The sequence below is a fragment of the Polynucleobacter corsicus genome, from assembly GCF_018688255.1.
GTDB lineage: Bacteria > Pseudomonadota > Gammaproteobacteria > Burkholderiales > Burkholderiaceae > Polynucleobacter > Polynucleobacter corsicus.
This window is the reverse complement of the sequence record NZ_CP061314.1, coordinates 1,938,227-1,955,910: the sequence shown is the minus strand read 5'-3', so window position 1 is coordinate 1,955,910 and position 17,684 is coordinate 1,938,227. Positions and strand designations below refer to the sequence as shown.

Genomic DNA, 17,684 nt, shown 5'->3' with positions numbered 1-17,684 from the left:
ATGATTCAATGGCTAGCGAGTTTCTACTCCAGCATTGGATCGTATTTAGCTGGAGCATTCATGAGTACCGTTTCCGATTTAAATAACTTTGTAGCAACCCGTTGCGCTATTGCCGATATTTCTTTGGCTGACTTTGGCCGTAAAGAAATCGCCATTGCTGAAACTGAAATGCCAGGTCTGATTGCCATTCGCGATGAGTTCGCAGCGCAGCAGCCATTGCGCGGTGCGCGCATTACTGGTTCATTGCACATGACCATTCAAACTGCAGTCTTGATCGAGACGCTTGAAGCTCTCGGTGCTGAAGTGCAATGGGCATCATGCAATATTTTCTCTACACAAGACCATGCTGCTGCAGCGATTGCTGCTAACGGCACACCAGTATTTGCGATCAAGGGTGAAACTCTTGAGCAATACTGGGACTACACCCATCGTATTTTTGAGTGGGCTGATGGCGGTTTCACCAATATGATTTTGGATGATGGCGGTGATGCAACTTTGTTATTGCACCTCGGCGCACGCGCTGAAAAAGATCAAGCTTGCTTGAATAATCCAACGAGCGAAGAAGAAACGATTTTGTTTGCGGCCATTAAAAAGAAATTGGCGCAAGATCCAACTTGGTATTCCACTCGTTTGGAAAAAGTTAAAGGCGTTACAGAAGAAACTACTACGGGTGTACATCGCCTTTATCAGATGTTTGCTAAGGGTGAATTAAAGTTCCCGGCTATTAACGTCAATGACTCCGTTACCAAGAGTAAGTTCGACAACCTTTATGGTTGCCGCGAGTCTTTGGTTGATGCGATCAAGCGCGCTACTGATGTGATGGTTGCCGGTAAGGTTGCAGTGGTTTGTGGATATGGCGACGTAGGCAAAGGTTCAGCTCAAGCATTACGTGCTTTATCTGCTCAAGTTTGGGTTACTGAAGTCGATCCAATTTGCGCATTGCAAGCTGCGATGGAAGGTTACCGCGTTGTGACAATGGATTACGCTGCAGATAAAGCGGATATCTTTGTTTCAGCAACTGGTAACTACCATGTGATTACACATGACCATATGATCAAGATGAAGAACCAAGCCATCGTTTGTAACATTGGCCACTTCGATAATGAGATTGATGTTGCTGGTATCGAGAAATACAAGTGGGAAGAAATCAAGCCACAAGTTGATCACGTGATTTTCCCAGCAAGCAATGGCAACCCTGAGAAGCGCATCATCATCTTGGCTAAAGGCCGTTTGGTTAACCTCGGTTGCGGTACTGGACATCCTTCATACGTAATGAGCTCTTCATTTGCGAACCAAGTGATTGCGCAGATTGAACTGTGGAATGCAGTTGGTACAGATAAATACCCAGTGGGTGTTTACACCCTACCTAAGCATTTGGATGAGAAGGTTGCGCGTTTGCAGCTTAAGACACTGAATGCACAGTTAACTGTATTGTCAGACCAGCAAGCTTCTTACATTGGCGTGACGAAGGAAGGTCCTTATAAGACCGTTCACTACCGTTATTAATTCACCTCTTGCTAGATATTGTTCAATAGAGAAATAGAGACACAGGCCTAAGATCATGGAATTAAGCGTTGAATTCTTCCCTCCAAAAACACCTGAAGGTGAGAATAAGTTACATCTCGTGCGTGAGCGTTTTAGTGAAGCACTCAAGCCCGCCTTTTATTCTGTGACTTTTGGTGCTGGTGGCTCTACTCAATCTGGCACATTAAAAGTGGTGAGCGATATTCACGCTGCTGGTGCAGCGGTTGCTCCCCACTTATCTTGTGTTGGTAGCTCACGTGAGAGCGTGCGCGAGATGTTGAAGCAATATCAAGCTTTAGGTATTAAGCGTATCGTAGCTTTACGTGGCGACTTACCATCTGGCATGGGTCAGTATGGTGAGTTCCATCACGCAAATGAATTAGTTGAATTTATTCGTACCGAAACTGGCGACTGGTTTCACATTGATGTCGCTGCCTATCCGGAATGCCATCCTCAGGCCAAGTCACCAGCAACGGATGTGGATTTCTTTGTGCAGAAGATGAAGGCTGGAGCAAACTCCGCAGTGACTCAGTATTTCTATAACAGCGATGCCTATTTCCGTTTTGTCGATGAGGCATATAAATTGGGTGTTACTCAGCCGGTGATTGCTGGAATCATGCCGATTACCAATAGCACTCAGTTGCTACGCTTCTCAGATGCCTGCGGTGCAGAAATCCCCCGTTGGATTCGTTTGCGTTTGCAGTCTTATGGTGATGACACTGCCTCGATTCGTGCGTTTGGTGAAGAGGTGGTTACCGATCTTTGCGACCAGCTTTTAGTCGCAGGCGCACCTGGACTGCATTTCTATTCGCTGAATCAGGCTGACGCCGTTTTAGCTATTGCAGATAACTTAAGTCTCAATAAGTAATTACTAAGCCTGACTCAGTCAGCATGGCATCTAAGGGCTCATCATGTGTTTGAGCTTGCCACTGCGCATCATCTAACTTTTGCCAATTAAAGCCAATCCCTACGCAAAGTAGGTTTGGCTTGGCTTTACGCAGCTGAGCCAAGGTGCGGTCAAAGTAGCCACCTCCATACCCTAGTCGCCAATAATGGGTTTGATCGCCTACCTTGGATTGTGACCAGCCTACACAGGGAATCAAAATACAGTCTGGAGTGATTTGAGGTCTGCGGGGGTTATTGGGGTCGGGCTCTGGTACGCCGTGGCGACTTGGAATGAGCAGATCGCCCTCTTGCCAGATATAAAAATCCAAATGTTTATCGGAGCGCGCAAATGGGAGGGCGAGCGTTTTGCCTGGCCTGCTGTCAGCCCATGCCAATAGAGCAGGCCTTAGGTCAAGCTCATCTTGTATAGGGCAATACAAGGCAGTGGATTGAACTTGGGTGTCATGGTCAGCCAAAAAACTAGCTAGGCCAGCAAAAATGGCTTCTTGAGCGATGGAATAGCTTACGCTAGCCGCAAACTGTTTCCTTTGGGCTAGCAAGTCCTGCCGAAGCGATTTTGGAGAATTGCCGTGCATATCGACCATTATCAGGCGAAAATTGAGAGATATAGTAAATCGATAAGGTATGACGGTGAAAAAGAGTTTTGATCTTTTTGGTGGCTGGCAAAAAATTGTAGGCGGGATTCTATTTCTAGCCCTTGCAGTTTCTTCCCCGAGTATTTTTGCGGAAAAAGCCAAGAAAAGTACTTCCACTAAAGAAAGCAGAATTTCAGCCTTTGAAATTACTGAAGGCGATCGCACCTTTATTGAATTGCGTGAGGCTGCCAAACGAAATGATGTGGCGCGCACACAAACCCTGGCTGCCAGTCTCTCCAATTACCCCTATGACGACTACGTAGCCTATTTTCGTATTAAGCCCCAGTTATTTGATAGTGCTGGCAGCGCTCGGTCAGACACTAATGCAGATGCGCAGGTGCAGGCTTTTCTAAATCAATATCAAGGTACGGCGTTGGCCGATCGGATGCGTAATGATTGGTTACTCGTTTTAGGTAAGCGTAAAGACTGGTCGCGTTTTGATGTTGAATATCCCAAGTTTGCTTTAGATGATGACACGCAGGTGAAGTGCTATTCATTACAGTCGAAATTAGCCCAAGGTGAGAACCCAACCAAAGTAGCGATTGATGCACGCGCAATATTATTAGATCCACGTTATTTCGGTCAGGCTTGCCAAGAGCTGGTGCCTGTGTTGGTTGGTACTAGTGGCATGACACCGAGCGAAGCAAAGGCAATCGGCCGCGCTGCTAGTGAGATGGGTTTTGATACGATGTCACGTCGCTTGGGTGGCGAAGATCCTATTGCCGAGATTGTGAAAGCTGCCAAAGCAGATCCTGCAAAAGCGTTTAAAGATTTTTCACAAAATGCATCACGCTATAGCAAAGAGAACCAGGCTGTGGCTTGGGGTGTCATTGGCCAGTTCCTTGCAAAGAAATTAGATCCCAATGCAGATGATGCCTATCGTTTTCAACAAGAGCTAGGTTATAACGAGCTACTCTCTGCTGAAGGCCAGGAGTGGAAGGTACGTGCAGGCTTGCGCGCTAAGGATTGGATGCTGGTAAAGAATGCAATTGAAGGTATGAATCCTGCTGTACGTAGTAAAGATCCTGCCTGGACCTACTGGTATGCGCGTGCATTGAAGGTGGATGGTCAAAATGAAAAAGCACGCGAGAACCTCGAGCTCGTTTCTGATCAGTACAGCTTTTATGGGCAGCTTGCGCGCGAAGATTTAGGTAAATCCAATCATGCACCAACTCGCACCAAAGTGAGTGATGCAGAAATAGAAGCGATGTCTCAGCGCAAAGGCTTTATCAGGGGCGAGCGTTTCTATGCCATGAATTTGCGTTTTGAAGGCAATCGCGAGTGGAACTGGGAGTTGCGCAATATGACTGACAAGCAACTACTAGCATCTGCTGAGTACGCCAAGCGTATTGGTCTATATGACCGCGTTGTCAACACTGCAGACCGTACAAAGCAAGAGCATGATTTCAGTTTGCGCTATCCAACACCCTATCGTGACGAGCTGTCGCCGATTGCAAAACAAATTGATTTGAATTTAGCTTGGACTTATGGGTTGATTCGTCAAGAGTCACGCTTCATCATGAATGCCTCCTCTTCGGTAGGCGCTTCCGGGTTGATGCAGGTGATGCCAAATACAGCAAAGTATGTAGCAAAGAAGATTGGTATGACCTCTTATACCAATGACAAACTCACCGATACCAATACTAACCTCACCTTGGGTAGCAATTACTTGAATATGGTCTTAGTAGACTTAGATGGCTCTTGGGTTTTAGCCTCAGCGGCCTATAACGCCGGTCCTTCACGCTCGAAAACTTGGCGAGAAAAACTCACCAGCCCAACAGAGGGTGCCATTTTTGCGGAAACGATTCCGTTCAATGAAACACGCACTTACGTAAAAAACGTTTTGGCTAATTCAACGTACTATTCATCGGTAATACATGGACAAACGCAATCTTTAAAGCAGCGTTTAGGGGTGATCACTCCTAAAGTAGCAAACGCCTCTGAGCTGCCTTAGTAATTTAATAAGATGGGATTTTTATGAAATACGACATTCTGCTAATTGGTGGTAACGGTTTTGTAGGCAGAGTCTTGGCTGCCCAATTACAAGCAGAGGGCTACTCTGTATTACTGCCCACTAAGCACTTAGCATCCGCACGTGAATTACGCCTGTTGCCAAAGATACATTTAGAAGATGCTGATGTACATGAGTTTGATTCTCTGCAAGAGCTTTGCTCACGAATCCAGCCTAGCGGTGCCGTCATTAATCTGGTGGGTGTATTGCATGACAAGCCAGCAGAGCCTTATGGAAAAGTATTCCAAGCGGCACATGTTGATCTCCCAAAAAGCATCATCACCGCCATGCAGATGAATGGTCTCAAGCGTTACTTGCATATGAGTGCATTGGGCGCGGATTCTCATGGCCCATCGATGTATCAGCGCAGTAAAGGTGATGGAGAGGCCGCAGTAAATGCTAGCAATCTCGACTGGACTATTTTTAGACCTTCAGTCATTTTTGGTGCACAAGATCAATTTATTAATTTATTTGCCAAGTTAACGAAATTGTTTCCGGTGATGCCTTTGGCAAATTCAGGCGCAAAGTTCCAACCAGTGAGTGTGGATGATGTAGCCACTGCATTTACAAAGTCCTTAAAAATGTCATCGACGATTCGTGAGTCTTATGATTTGGTGGGGCCTACGGTCTACACCATGAAAGAGATTGTGGAATTTGCTGCGCGTAAAGTCGACACAAAATGCGCGATCATTTCCGTCCCGGATTTTGTTGGTTACCTTCAGGCTCTGGCCTTTGAGTTTCTGCCTGTCCCAACCTTAATGTCGCGCGACAATATTGCCTCTATGAAAGTGCCAAATATCTTGCCTCTCAATAGAGTAGATGCCCTGAGTAAAGTGTTTGGTATCAGCCGACGCACACTAAAAGGCATGAAATAAGTCGATGAAGATCTATGCAGTCGGTGGCGCCATTCGGGACACCCTCATGGGTTTGCCAGTGCATGACATTGATTATGTGGTGGTGGGCTCTAGCGTAGAAGAGATGATTGCGCAGGGATATCGTCCGGTGGGTAAAGATTTCCCCGTTTTCCTGCATCCAGAAACTCAAGCTGAATACGCCTTGGCGCGTACAGAGCGTAAAACGGGTAAGGGCTACAAGGGCTTTCTGTTTTATGCCGACCCGACTGTCACCCTAGAACAAGACTTAGAGCGTCGTGATCTAACGATTAATGCAATGGCCCAAGAAGTGGGGGCTGATGGCAAATGGGCGGGACCCATTTTGGATCCTTATAACGGTCAGGATGATTTGGCGTCAAAAATTTTCCGCCATGTATCTGATGCGTTTGCAGAAGATCCTTTGCGCCTATTGCGTATCGCTCGTTTTGCAGCCCGCTTTCCGGAATTCATGGTCGCGCCAGAAACCATGGATGCCTTGCAGGCCATTGTTCAATCAAATGAACTGTCAGCACTCTCAGCCGAAAGAATTTGGCAGGAGTTAGCTAGAGGCTTTACTGCCAGCAAACCAATGCGAATGTTCCAAGTTCTGCTAGAAACTCACGCAGCAAAGATATTGCTGCCATCAACGCTAACATCCCATTTGGCTAAAGAAGAATTTCGCGAGCAGCTTATTGCACATTTACATGCAGCAGATAGCTGTCTGGAAGATCGCTGCGCTATCACTCTGATGCATTTGCCTGCCAGTGAAATTCGGTCATGGGCAGCTAGCGTCAAAATGCCAAATGAGGTGCGTGATTTCAGTGAAATATTTAGCGAGCTGAATTTATTAACTGAGCAGACAGCAGGAGATGTATATCAAGCTACCGATGTGCTGGCTTGGTTTAATCGTGCAGATGTTTGGCGCAAGCCTGATCGTGGCCAGGCTTTACTAGATTTAGCTAAACGCATCGGTCTGAATGTCGACTCTTTGATTTTGGCATTACAAGATGCTCAGGCACTCAATACTGCAGAAGTGATCGCTGGTATCCCTGCACAAGACCGATCCAATGGTGAAAGCATTCGCCGTGCAGTAGATGCCGCAAGACTCTCAGCCATTACTGTAGCGCTAACTGCCTCATCAACTTAAAGTCGGTTTCTGCCTCGCAGGCCAGGCAAGTCTTCTAATGCATGTTCTGGCAATATGTCGGACAGTTTCTTTGAGAATGCGAAGACCTTAAAGAGTTCACCCATCTCCGCTTCAGATAATAGTTTTTGCAGAGAGTTTGAAATGGGTAAAAAAGTTTCTGGACTGCTGGGGTCGCCAATCTCTAATGCGATATCGCCAATACCCGCATCAAGCAAGTAACTTGCTTGATTGCTAAGATAAACATCATCCACTTCTGCCTCTAGCGCACTACGCGCAATTTGTGACCACTCTACGTGGGTAGTCACATCACATAATCCTGGAAGATAAAACGGATCTTGAATTGCATGATGGCGATGGTGCGCCATTAAGGTTCCCTCGAGACGTTGAGCGTGATAGTACTCACTCTCAGGAAATCCGTAATCAAAAGTAAGAAAGAGTCCGGTATCGAGATGATCGGCAACCTGCCGCATCCAGGCATTTGCTGGTGCATGTAACTCAGTGACATAGCCTTCAGAAAAATTTCCATTCAGTAATGCTTCTGGAAGTAGCGACTGTTCAACCGGCTTTCCTATTGACCAAGTAAGTTTGCCATCAACAACTGAGGCACCTTGCCAATACCAGAAGCCATTTTGAAAAATGATGGTATCGCAAGGAATGGCATCAATGACTTCGTTGGCCAACATAATGCCTTTGAAGCCCTTGGGCAAGGAGCTGAGCCAACGGCATTGAGTAGATAGATTGAGTTTCTTCGAGAGCTGTTGAAGTCGCTCTTCTTGCCTTTGAGCTAGGTCGGGTGAGATCTCGATGATGTCGTAGTGATCCAGGGTGAAATCAAGCTCGTGCAGACGGTTGAGAATGGATTCGGCTAACTTGCCCGTACCGGCACCAAATTCCATAATCTGGGTGGGGAGCCCTTGAGTTTGAAGACCTTCCAGAATGGGTAAAAGCGTTTCTACAATAGCCGCGCCAAATAAGGGGGAGAGCTCAGGCGCGGTCGTGAAATCACCTCCAGTACCTAATTTATGAGCCCCAGCACTGTAATAGCCCATTCCTGGCTCATAGAGGGCCATTTCCATATATCTTGAAAAGGGTATCTGGCCGCCGTTTGAGGCGATTTCTGCCATTATTTTCTGGCTAAGAAGCTCGGTATGAGCCGTTTCAAGGCTGGTCAAGGTAATATCCATAGCTCGCTAGTCTAAGAGAATTTAGGTAACTTGAGTTCAAACCCACAACCCCAGAAAAATAAAGCGGTTTTAGTGACCGGCGCTGCCAAGCGTCTTGGTCGAGAAATTGCCTTGGAGTTTGCTCGTCAGGGCTGGGATATTGCAATTCATTATGGCCAGTCGGCATCTGAGGATCAAGTTACCGTGACTGAAATTCAGCAGTTAGGACGTAAGGCCGTAGCATTCAGGGCGGACCTCGCAAATGAGGCGGAAATCAATTCTCTATTTACTGCAGTGCTTGCTGAGTTCAGTAACTTGCAATGCCTGGTTAATAGCGCCTCGATCTTTGAATATGATCGTGCCAATTCCGATACTCCGCTCAGTAGTCAGATTTTGCAAGACCACATGCAGGTTAATTTAGCTGCCCCAATCTTGTTATCTCAGCTGATGTTTGAATATCAAAAGAGTCGGACAAAGCAAGTAAGCAGTAGTGATTTATTGACTCCTTCTGTAATTCAGTTGCTCGATCAAAAATTAATTAATCTCAATCCAGATTATTTGTCTTACACATTATCTAAGGCAGCACTTCTCACTTCAGTTGAAGTGCTGGCGGTAGATTTTGCTCCGCACTTACGCATGATTGGTCTAGCACCTGGTATTACCCTGACTTCGGGCGATCAAACCGAAGCTGGTTTTACTGAGGCGCACCAAATGACCCCATTAGGAAGGTCATCGACACCCAGTGATATTGCAAAAGCAGCTGTATTTTTAGCGAGCTCCAATGCGATCACGGGCACCACCTTATACGTAGATGGCGGACAGCATCTATTGCCATCATTACGCGATGTGATGTTTAAAACTAATTAAGCATTGAATACAGAATAAAAAATAGTTAATAAAGAAAGAATCAATCCACAATTTATGAACACCATTCTTTCTAATCCAGCACTTGCTGATTGCCGTCGCTTATTTCTACGTGACTATGAAATCTATATCAATATTGGCGTCCATGATTTTGAGAAGAAGGGTGAGCAGCGCGTCATTTTGAATGTAGATCTCTATATTCCGCTGAATATGAATACCCCTTCACATGATCTATTGGAGGAGGTGGTGGACTATGACTTTATGCGTGAAACCATTAAGGCACGGTCTTCCCAGGGCCATATCCATTTACAAGAAACCTTTTGCGATGACATTGTGACTGCAATGCTATTGCACCCTAAGGTCCTTGCTGCTCGTGTGAGTACGGCCAAGCCCGATGTCTATCCTGATTGCCACTCCGTTGGTGTTGAGGTGTTTCGGATGAAGCAGGCTTAAAGAAATTAAAGAAAAAATTTAGCAGCTATGAGTGATATCCGTAAAGTCGTCTTAGAAGAAAACAAGCTTGAGAAAAAGCTATGCCGTTTAGTTGGTCAAGCAATTGGCGATTTTGGCATGATCGAAGATGGCGACAAAGTGATGGTATGTTTATCGGGCGGCAAAGATAGTTATGCCATGCTCGATATTCTGTTGAAATTACGTGAGCGCGCCCCAATTAATTTTGAAATTATTGCTGTCAACTTAGATCAAAAGCAACCAGGTTTTCCGGCGGAGATTTTGCCGAATTATTTAAAAGCTTTGGGTGTCGAGTATCACATTGAAAATCAAGATACCTATAGCATCGTCAAACGCGTCATTCCAGAAGGTAAAACGACTTGTGGACTTTGCTCTCGATTACGTCGTGGCATTTTGTATCGTGTGGCAGATGAGTTAGGCGCTACTAAGATTGCCTTAGGCCACCATCGTGATGACATCTTAGAGACATTAATGCTCAATATGTTCTTTGCTGGCAAGCTTAAAGGTATGCCGCCAAAGTTACGATCTGATGACGGCAAGCACATTGTCATTCGCCCTCTAGCCTACGTTCCTGAAAAGTTGCTTGAGCGTTATGCGGTAGACATGCACTTTCCGATCATTCCTTGCAATCTGTGTGGTAGTCAGCCCAATCTACAGCGTGGCGCCATGAAAGAGATGTTGCGCGATTGGGAGAAAAAGCACCCTGGGCGCGTTGAGAATCTCTTTCGCTCAATGCACCACATCGTGCCTTCCCATTTGATGGATAGCGAAGCGTTTGACTTTAAGAATTTAGAGATTTCTACAGAACTGTCAGGCATTGCCGCAAGATCTGCTGGCGACAAGGCAATTGACGAGACGGAAATCGATGAAATAGCCTGTGGAACCCTGATTCAGGGGTCTTATAATCCCTTTTTATGAATATCGTTATTTTGGCTGCTGGGCAGGGAAAGCGGATGAAGTCCGCCTTACCCAAAGTTCTTCAAACCTTGGCCGGGAAACCCCTTCTCCAGCACGTTTTGAATACGGCTTTAGACCTACAAGGTAAAAGCACTAAAACTGGCCCTATCGTCGTTGTTGGCCATGGCGCTGTCGATGTAAAGCAATTCCTCCAAGCTGCTAGCGAGCAAGATTCTCGTTTTAGCAAAGTAGCTACTGCCTTACAAGCTGAGCAAAAAGGAACGGGCCATGCTTTATTACAAGCCTTGCCTAAGCTAGATGTGAATGAGCCTACCTTGGTTCTGTATGGTGATGTGCCACTCACAAGTAAAAAGACGCTCTCAAAATTAGCCAAATTGGCTGATGGTATGCGTGGTCAAGATTCTGCATTAGCGCTCCTCACTCAAAATCTGAGTAATCCAACGGGCTATGGCCGTATCGTTCGGGATATCGATGGTTCAGTGAAAGAGATTGTTGAAGAAAAAGATGCAACACCTGCGCAAAAACGTCTTCAAGAAATCAATACCGGCATCATGGTGCTGCCAACAAACTCACTCAAGAAATGGTTAAAGTCTTTGCGTGCTAGTAATGCCCAAGGTGAATACTATTTAACTGATGTGATTGCCATGGCAGTCACAGATGGCGTACCTATTCGCACTACACAGGCCGATTTTGAATATGAGACCGTGGGTGTGAATAGTCGCGATCAGTTGGCTGCATTAGAGCGAGTACATCAACTCAATCAAGCAAATGTATTAATGGATGCCGGTGTTTCTTTGGCTGATCCAGCGAGGATTGATATTCGTGGAACGCTAGAGTGCGGCACGGATGTCTTTATTGATGTCGGCTGTGTATTTGAGGGTTGCGTCACTTTGGCTGCGGGTACAAAAGTTGGTCCGTATTGCATTGTGCGTAATAGCGTGATTGGCAAGAATGTCACGATTCATCCCTACAGCCATATCGATGGTGCACAGGTTGGGGCAAATTCACTAATCGGGCCATATGCTCGTTTGCGTCCTGGTGCGGATTTGTCTAATGATGTACATATTGGCAACTTTGTCGAAGTGAAGAACAGCAAGATTGCCGCAAACAGCAAGGCCAATCACTTGGCCTATGTGGGCGATTCCATCGTGGGCTCTAGAGTGAATATCGGTGCCGGTACGATTACTTGCAACTACGATGGTGTCAATAAACACCAAACCATTATTGAGGACGATGTCTTCATTGGATCTGATACTCAGTTGGTTGCTCCAGTACGCGTAGGCCGTGGAGCTACCCTAGGTGCCGGCACAACTCTGACTAAAGATGCACCTCCAAATCAGTTGACCGTGTCACGAGCCAAGCAACTTTCTATACAGTGGCAGCGCCCAGTAAAGAAGGAAAAGAATGCGGCGGTAAAGAAAGTAGCTGCAAAGAAAGTAGCTTCAAAAAAATCCGTGAAGGCTAAAACATAATGTGCGGAATTGTTGGCGCAGCATCACATCAGAATATTGTTGAAGTCTTAATTGAAGGCCTACGTCGCCTTGAGTACCGCGGCTATGATTCTTGTGGCTTTGCTGTAATTAATGGTGATGATGCCAAGCATCCAATTGAGCGTGCTCGCACTACCGCTCGTGTCTCTGAGTTGGCGGAGCAGGGCAAAGAATTTCATGGCACCCTAGGTATTGCGCATACTCGCTGGGCAACGCACGGTAAGCCCGATACACAAAATGCCCACCCCCATATCTCTGGGGGTTTGATTGCGGTTGTTCATAACGGTATTATTGAAAACTACGAATCATTGCGCACTGAGCTGAAATCAGCAGGTTATGTATTTACTTCAGAAACGGATACTGAAGTCATTGCGCATTTAATTCATCAAGCTTATGTGTCCAGTAAGCAGATAGATTTAGTCGCTTCAGTCCGATCTGTATTACCAAGACTTCATGGTGCTTATGCGATCGGCGTGATCGCACAAGATCGTCCAGATGTTTTGGTGGGGGCGCGAGTAGGTTCACCTTTAGTTGTAGCTCTTGGCGATAATGAACACTTCCTCGCTTCTGATGCTTTAGCGCTTGCTGGTCGTGCGCAATCCATGATGTATTTGGAAGAGGGCGATGTTGCGGTTCTCAAGGCAGAGAGCGTTGAGATCATTGATCAGGTAGGAAAGACAGTGCAGCGAGAGCAAAAGCTGATGCCTGCTCAGGCTGACTCTGTGGATCTGGGACCATATCAGCACTACATGCAAAAAGAGATCTTCGAGCAGCCCAGAGCTATTGGTGACACACTTGCCAATATCGCTAGCTTTGGTCCAGAACTCTTTCATGCTGATCCCGAGCAGTGGAAAAAGTTTGATCAAATTTTGATCTTAGCTTGCGGCACCAGCTACTACTCTGCCTGTGTTGCTAAATATTGGCTCGAGGACTTGGCAGGCATTCCGACGCAAGTGGAGATCGCCAGTGAATATCGCTATCGCACAACCGTACCCAATCCCAATACATTAATTGTGGTGGTCTCCCAGTCTGGTGAGACTGCCGATACCTTGGCGGCATTACGTCATGCGCAAGCGCTGGGGCATCAATACACTCTCGCGATTTGTAACGTGGCCTCTAGTGCTATGGTTCGTGAAACCAATTGGAATTTCTTAACCAAGGCTGGCACTGAGATTGGCGTAGCTTCTACTAAAGCATTTACAACTCAGCTAGTTGCTCTTTATCTATTGGCTGTTTCATTGGCTAAGCGTGCAGGAAAAGTAAGTCCCGAACGAGAGAAAGAGCTCTTACGTGACTTGCGCCATTTACCAAAAGCTTTGCATGCGGTCCTAGCACTTGAGCCTCAGATCATTGCTTGGAGTGCAGCATTTGCTAAATGTGAAAACGCTTTATTCCTGGGGCGGGGTATGCACTATCCGATTGCTCTTGAGGGCGCTCTCAAGTTAAAAGAGATTTCATATATTCATGCTGAAGCCTATCCAGCAGGCGAGTTAAAGCATGGACCCTTAGCGCTAGTTACTGACAAGATGCCAGTGGTTACTGTAGCCCCTAAAGACGACTTGTTGGAAAAGCTCAAGTCCAATATGCAAGAGGTCAAAGCCCGTGGTGGCAAGCTCTATGTCTTTGCTGATCAAGATACCGAGATCACTAGTAGTGAAGGTATCAATGTGATTCGTTTGCCTGAGCACTACGGCAATCTCTCACCAATCTTGCATGTAGTTCCGCTTCAACTCCTGGCGTACCACACCGCTTGTGCCCTAGGCACCGATGTCGACAAGCCACGCAACCTCGCAAAGAGCGTTACGGTGGAGTAATCCCAAGAGTATGAAAAAAGTAATCGGCATTCAAGGCAATGATCAGGGTCACTGGGTTGGCGATGGCTTCCCTGTGCGTACCTTGTTCTTTTATCAAGATCTGGGAAAGCAGATGAGCCCATTCTTGATGCTGGACTATGCGGGTCCAGCAGAGTTTCTCTCAACCACTGAACGTAAGGGGGTAGGCTCGCACCCTCATCGTGGTTTTGAAACTGTCACAATCGTTTATGAGGGCGAAGTGGCGCATAAAGATTCCACTGGTCAGGGCGGCATCATTGGCCCTGGCGATGTGCAGTGGATGACTGCCGGCTCTGGCATCTTGCATGAAGAGTTTCATTCTGAGGGCTTTGCCAAAAACGGCGGCACTCTGAACATGGTGCAGTTGTGGGTCAATCTACCGGCAAAGCTGAAGATGACCAAGCCAGGCTATCAGGCCATTTTGGATAAACAGATTCCTACGATTGACTTGAAGGATGGTTCTGGGCAAGCCCGCATCATCGCTGGAGAGTTAGATGGCAATCAAGGCCCTGCTCGTACATTCACCCCTCTGCAGGTGATTGATCTGAAGTTGAGGAAGGGTTCCACAAGTATTCCAGTGCCTGAGGGTTGGAATGCATCTCTAGTCGTACTTAAGGGTGCTATTGAAGCGGGTGAGGGGGTAGTAGCCAAGGATGCTCAGATGTTGATGTTTAGCAACCAAGGTCAGGATATTCAGGTGAATGTGCTGGAAGACTCTATTGCCCTGCTACTGAGCGGCGAACCTATTGATGAACCTATCGTTGGCTATGGACCATTTGTTATGAATACCAAAGAAGAGATAGCTCAGGCAATGCAGGATTTCAATAACGGAAGCTTTGGAAGAATTGCCCACTAAAAAGATGCCGGGGGTATAAAAAATCTGTTTGACTTCTGTATTTAGCTGTGCACAAAATTTATTATTTAAATCAAGGTGTTACACAGACTCGTTTAGAAAAGTGTGTTCAAATATCTGCTATAGAAAAGGATGTTTGTCACAGTTCATGTTCGGCTTCAAAGAATTCTCTTGCTTGCGTTCGCTTCCGCTTATTTTTGCGGGATTTCTTTCTGCATGCGCGGTAGGCCCAGACTTCAAACAACCTGAAGCTCCGAATACATCCAGATATACCGAAACTACCCTTTCTCAGACGCTAGCTACGGCACCAGGAGTTCCAGGGGGCGCAGCGCAAGAATTTATTGAAGGCGCAGATATTGAGGCTCAGTGGTGGGAGTTATTTAAGTCCCCTGAATTAGATGCCCTCATTAAAAAGGCTCTTCAGCAAAACCCTAATTTAGGTGCGGCTGATGCTGCGCTTCGTGCGAGCCAAGAAAATGTCAACGCACAAATTGGTGGACAGTATTTCCCAGCCGTTGGTTTAAATGGTGGTGCCACACGGCAGTTACAACCTGCTGCAATTTATGGCTTGCCTTTCGGGTCTGACACTTACAACCTCTACAACGCCTCTGTAAATGTCACCTATAAGCTCGACGTCTTTGGTGGTGCACGCCGAGCAGTTGAAAGCGCTAGAGCAAAAGAGGAAATTGCGCAGTTTCAGCTAGAAGGCGCCTATCTTTCTTTGACGGCCAATATCGTTACCGGTGCGGTACGAGAAGCGGCTTTGCGTGCACAGATGCAGGCTACTGAAGAAATTCTGAAGGCGCAAACGAATTTAGCTGAGGTGACAGAAAAGCAATTAGTAATTGGTACAGTTTCTCGAGTGGATGTGACCTCACAAAGAACTTTGGTTTCTAACTCACAAGTCGATTTATTTACTTATGAACGCAATCTTTCATTTGCGCGCAACCAGTTAGCGGTATTGGTGGGCGAGTTACCTAGTAATGCCAATATCACCAAGTTTGACTTGAAGTCTTTGCATTTGCCAGAGAAGCTGCCGCTCTCAGTACCATCGAGCTTAGTACGTCAGCGACCAGACGTGCGTGCAGCAGAGGCGCAACTTAAGGCCACCAATGCTTTAGTAGGTGTTGCTACTGCGAATTTATTGCCGCAATTTAATATCACTGGCGCAATTGGATCGGCAGCATTAACTAGTGCAGCCCTGTTTGGGCCCAATGCCACTTTATGGTCTATTGCTGGCGGTATCTTTCAGCCACTCTTTCAGGGCGGGCAATTATTAGCTCAACGCCGTGGTGCGATGGCTAATTACGAACAAGCAGTTTTTCAATATCAAGCTACTGTGCTCAAAGCATTTCAAGAAGTGGCTGATTCCTTACGAGCTCTCGAAACTGGTGCTCAAGCATTAAAGTCTGCATCGGATGCCGAACGCTACGCTTATGAAACTTTAGATTTGGTGCAACAGCAATACAAGCTAGGCACTGCCAGCTACTTGGCTGTCCTCTATTACCAAAATCAATATCAAATTGCTAAAGTCAAATCGGTTTCTGCGCAAGCAACCCGGTTCTCAGATACAGCGGCATTATTTGCAGCATTGGGTGGTGGTTGGTGGAATCGCACCGGCCCAGCCTTTCAACCAAAAGCCATAGCGAACAAAGATCAAAATGAAACTTCTGGAAACAATTAAAACCAAGGTAACTTTAGTAGCGCTTGCCTTATGGGCTTGGATGTCTGCGAAGGCGATTGAGTGGAAACTTCGCGAGAGACTGATTGCTCTTTGGGAAAAGATAAAAGGATTTTGGGTGCGTTTGCGCGAACGCTTTATGCGCAGCAAGATCAACGCTAAATTGCAGTCTATGACTCCTTTGGGTCGTCGTATGACCATTATGTTGTGCGGTGTATTTTTATTGCTAGGTTTGATTTTTGGATTTAATCAACTCAAGACCGCCATGATTAAGTATTTCATTGGGGGCATGGGCTTGCCACCAGCATCGGTTTCTACAATGGTTGTAGAAACGACGGCATGGCAACCTAAGTTATCTAGCGTTGGTAATGTGCGTGCATTTAGAGGCGTTGAGCTCAGTACTGAAATTGGTGGTTTGGTGCAAAGCGTATCCATTAAATCCGGCATGGATGTCAAAGAGGGCGAGTTACTCATTAAGTTAAATGATGCATCTGATGTAGCCCAGCTTAATTCTTTAAAAGCATTGGCAGATTTAGCTAAGGTAATTAATGAGCGTGATAGACAGCAGCTCGAGATTCAGGCTATTAGTAAGAATGTATTCGACACTAGCAAAGCAGATGCCAAGTCTAAGCAGGCACAGGTAGAGCAGCAAACTGCTCTGGTAGCCAAGAAGAACTTGAAGGCTCCCTTTAGTGGGCGTGTTGGTATTGTGATGATTAACCCTGGTCAGTTTGTTAACCCGGGCGATAAGTTGCTGACACTCCAAACCTTGGATCCGATTTTTGTGGATTTCAATCTCCCGCAAAGTAATGCCGAACAAATTCAGGTTGGTCAAGAAATTGTGGTGACGACTGATGCATTCAAGGATGCAAGCTTTACTGGCAAGATCACCGCCGTCAGCCCGAAGGTTGATACCAATACACGTAATATTCAGATTGAGGCTCAGTTAGCTAATCCAGACAAAAAAATCTTGCCGGGCATGTTTGCTAATGTGAATATCAAATTAGGCGATCAGGTGAAGATGCTAACTTTGCCGCAGACGGCTGTGACCTATAACCCGTATGGCTCAACTGTCTTTATTGCTAAGCCAACTGGTAAAAAAGATAAGCAGGGCAAGCCAGTACTGGAGGCTCAACAAGTGTTTGTGACTACTGGGCCTACACGCGGAGATCAGGTAGCGATTCTTAAAGGGGTTGATGAGGGTGCCACAGTGGTTACTAGCGGCCAACTCAAGTTGAAGAATGGAACACCGCTGATTGTGAATAACAAGGTGTTACCAGCGAATTCACCTAACCCACAGCCACAGGAATAAGTCCT

At 46.3% G+C, this 17,684-nt stretch carries 15 protein-coding genes; 13 read left to right on the top strand and 2 right to left on the bottom strand.

Annotation, left to right across the window (positions count from 1 at the left end):
• Positions 1 to 60 precede the first annotated feature (60 nt).
• Positions 61 to 1,506 carry an adenosylhomocysteinase gene (gene ahcY, locus C2747_RS10055; protein ID WP_215331661.1) on the top strand — a complete coding sequence of 482 codons (1,446 nt, stop codon included), beginning with the start codon at positions 61 to 63 and terminating at the stop codon, positions 1,504 to 1,506.
• A gap of 55 nt (positions 1,507 to 1,561) precedes the next feature.
• Entirely contained in the window at positions 1,562 to 2,392 is an 831-nt protein-coding gene (metF, locus tag C2747_RS10050) for a methylenetetrahydrofolate reductase [NAD(P)H] (RefSeq protein ID WP_215331660.1), read from the top strand.
• On the opposite strand, the gene C2747_RS10045 is transcribed toward metF, so the two are convergent.
• Positions 2,382 to 3,005 (bottom strand): 5-formyltetrahydrofolate cyclo-ligase, encoded by a 624-nt coding sequence (locus C2747_RS10045; RefSeq protein WP_251374759.1) that lies wholly within the window; start codon positions 3,003 to 3,005, stop codon positions 2,382 to 2,384. The two genes, metF and C2747_RS10045, sit on opposite strands and share 11 nt — an antisense overlap.
• A gap of 94 nt (positions 3,006 to 3,099) precedes the next feature.
• Here C2747_RS10045 and C2747_RS10040 point away from each other — a divergent pair, with 94 nt between their 5' ends.
• Genes C2747_RS10040 through C2747_RS10030 form a run of 3 tightly spaced genes read left to right on the top strand, consistent with a single transcriptional unit; the run spans position 3,100 to position 7,095 of the window.
• Entirely contained in the window at positions 3,100 to 5,019 is a 1,920-nt protein-coding gene (locus C2747_RS10040; protein WP_433915521.1) for a lytic transglycosylase domain-containing protein, read from the top strand.
• Between the two features lie 23 nt (positions 5,020 to 5,042).
• Positions 5,043 to 5,951 (top strand): complex I NDUFA9 subunit family protein, encoded by a 909-nt coding sequence (locus C2747_RS10035; RefSeq protein WP_215331657.1) that lies wholly within the window; start codon positions 5,043 to 5,045, stop codon positions 5,949 to 5,951.
• Between the two features lie 4 nt (positions 5,952 to 5,955).
• Positions 5,956 to 7,095 (top strand): tRNA nucleotidyltransferase/poly(A) polymerase-related protein, encoded by a 1,140-nt coding sequence (locus C2747_RS10030; RefSeq protein WP_215331656.1) that lies wholly within the window; start codon positions 5,956 to 5,958, stop codon positions 7,093 to 7,095.
• Here C2747_RS10030 and C2747_RS10025 read toward each other — a convergent pair.
• Positions 7,092 to 8,219 carry a class I SAM-dependent methyltransferase gene (locus tag C2747_RS10025; RefSeq protein WP_251374757.1) on the bottom strand — a complete coding sequence of 376 codons (1,128 nt, stop codon included), beginning with the start codon at positions 8,217 to 8,219 and terminating at the stop codon, positions 7,092 to 7,094. The two genes, C2747_RS10030 and C2747_RS10025, sit on opposite strands and share 4 nt — an antisense overlap.
• 90 nt (positions 8,220 to 8,309) lie before the next feature.
• Between C2747_RS10025 and C2747_RS10020 the strand changes: the two genes are divergently transcribed.
• The 8 genes from C2747_RS10020 to C2747_RS09985 all read left to right on the top strand — a co-directional run bounded on the left by C2747_RS10020 (position 8,310) and on the right by C2747_RS09985 (position 17,679).
• Entirely contained in the window at positions 8,310 to 9,125 is an 816-nt protein-coding gene (locus C2747_RS10020; RefSeq protein ID WP_215331654.1) for an SDR family oxidoreductase, read from the top strand.
• Between the two features lie 54 nt (positions 9,126 to 9,179).
• Positions 9,180 to 9,575 carry a dihydroneopterin aldolase gene (locus tag C2747_RS10015; RefSeq protein WP_215331653.1) on the top strand — a complete coding sequence of 132 codons (396 nt, stop codon included), beginning with the start codon at positions 9,180 to 9,182 and terminating at the stop codon, positions 9,573 to 9,575.
• 27 nt (positions 9,576 to 9,602) lie between these two features.
• On the top strand, positions 9,603 to 10,511 hold the full coding sequence (gene ttcA / locus C2747_RS10010; RefSeq protein ID WP_215331652.1) for a tRNA 2-thiocytidine(32) synthetase TtcA: 909 nt from the start codon (positions 9,603 to 9,605) through the stop codon (positions 10,509 to 10,511).
• The gene (gene glmU / locus C2747_RS10005) at positions 10,508 to 11,983 is read left to right on the top strand and encodes a bifunctional UDP-N-acetylglucosamine diphosphorylase/glucosamine-1-phosphate N-acetyltransferase GlmU (RefSeq protein ID WP_215331651.1); all 1,476 of its coding nucleotides are present in this window, start codon (positions 10,508 to 10,510) and stop codon (positions 11,981 to 11,983) included. The genes ttcA and glmU overlap by 4 nt, the downstream gene beginning before the upstream one ends.
• Positions 11,983 to 13,815, top strand: coding sequence for a glutamine--fructose-6-phosphate transaminase (isomerizing) (glmS, locus tag C2747_RS10000; RefSeq protein ID WP_215331650.1), 1,833 nt, complete (start codon positions 11,983 to 11,985; stop codon positions 13,813 to 13,815). Before glmU ends, glmS begins: the two co-directional genes overlap by 1 nt.
• A 10-nt stretch (positions 13,816 to 13,825) precedes the next feature.
• The gene (locus tag C2747_RS09995) at positions 13,826 to 14,689 is read left to right on the top strand and encodes a pirin family protein (protein ID WP_215331649.1); all 864 of its coding nucleotides are present in this window, start codon (positions 13,826 to 13,828) and stop codon (positions 14,687 to 14,689) included.
• A gap of 145 nt (positions 14,690 to 14,834) precedes the next feature.
• The gene (locus tag C2747_RS09990) at positions 14,835 to 16,370 is read left to right on the top strand and encodes an efflux transporter outer membrane subunit (RefSeq protein WP_215331648.1); all 1,536 of its coding nucleotides are present in this window, start codon (positions 14,835 to 14,837) and stop codon (positions 16,368 to 16,370) included.
• A gap of 169 nt (positions 16,371 to 16,539) precedes the next feature.
• A complete protein-coding gene (locus C2747_RS09985; protein WP_215333165.1) occupies positions 16,540 to 17,679 on the top strand; it encodes an efflux RND transporter periplasmic adaptor subunit in 1,140 nt (379 codons plus the stop codon).
• Positions 17,680 to 17,684 lie beyond the last annotated feature (5 nt).

What these genes read in the sequence shown, in the direction of transcription:
- ahcY (WP_215331661.1), top strand. Translation starts at nt 61, where the DNA reads ATGAGTACCGTTTCCGATTTAAATAACTTTGTAGCAACCCGTTGCGCT.
- metF (WP_215331660.1), top strand. Translation starts at nt 1,562, where the DNA reads ATGGAATTAAGCGTTGAATTCTTCCCTCCAAAAACACCTGAAGGTGAG.
- C2747_RS10045 (WP_251374759.1), bottom strand. Translation starts at nt 3,005, where the DNA reads ATGCACGGCAATTCTCCAAAATCGCTTCGGCAGGACTTGCTAGCCCAA.
- C2747_RS10035 (WP_215331657.1), top strand. Translation starts at nt 5,043, where the DNA reads ATGAAATACGACATTCTGCTAATTGGTGGTAACGGTTTTGTAGGCAGA.
- C2747_RS10030 (WP_215331656.1), top strand. Translation starts at nt 5,956, where the DNA reads ATGAAGATCTATGCAGTCGGTGGCGCCATTCGGGACACCCTCATGGGT.
- C2747_RS10025 (WP_251374757.1), bottom strand. Translation starts at nt 8,219, where the DNA reads ATGGCAGAAATCGCCTCAAACGGCGGCCAGATACCCTTTTCAAGATAT.
- C2747_RS10015 (WP_215331653.1), top strand. Translation starts at nt 9,180, where the DNA reads ATGAACACCATTCTTTCTAATCCAGCACTTGCTGATTGCCGTCGCTTA.
- ttcA (WP_215331652.1), top strand. Translation starts at nt 9,603, where the DNA reads ATGAGTGATATCCGTAAAGTCGTCTTAGAAGAAAACAAGCTTGAGAAA.
- glmU (WP_215331651.1), top strand. Translation starts at nt 10,508, where the DNA reads ATGAATATCGTTATTTTGGCTGCTGGGCAGGGAAAGCGGATGAAGTCC.
- glmS (WP_215331650.1), top strand. Translation starts at nt 11,983, where the DNA reads ATGTGCGGAATTGTTGGCGCAGCATCACATCAGAATATTGTTGAAGTC.
- C2747_RS09995 (WP_215331649.1), top strand. Translation starts at nt 13,826, where the DNA reads ATGAAAAAAGTAATCGGCATTCAAGGCAATGATCAGGGTCACTGGGTT.
- C2747_RS09990 (WP_215331648.1), top strand. Translation starts at nt 14,835, where the DNA reads ATGTTCGGCTTCAAAGAATTCTCTTGCTTGCGTTCGCTTCCGCTTATT.
- C2747_RS09985 (WP_215333165.1), top strand. Translation starts at nt 16,540, where the DNA reads ATGACTCCTTTGGGTCGTCGTATGACCATTATGTTGTGCGGTGTATTT.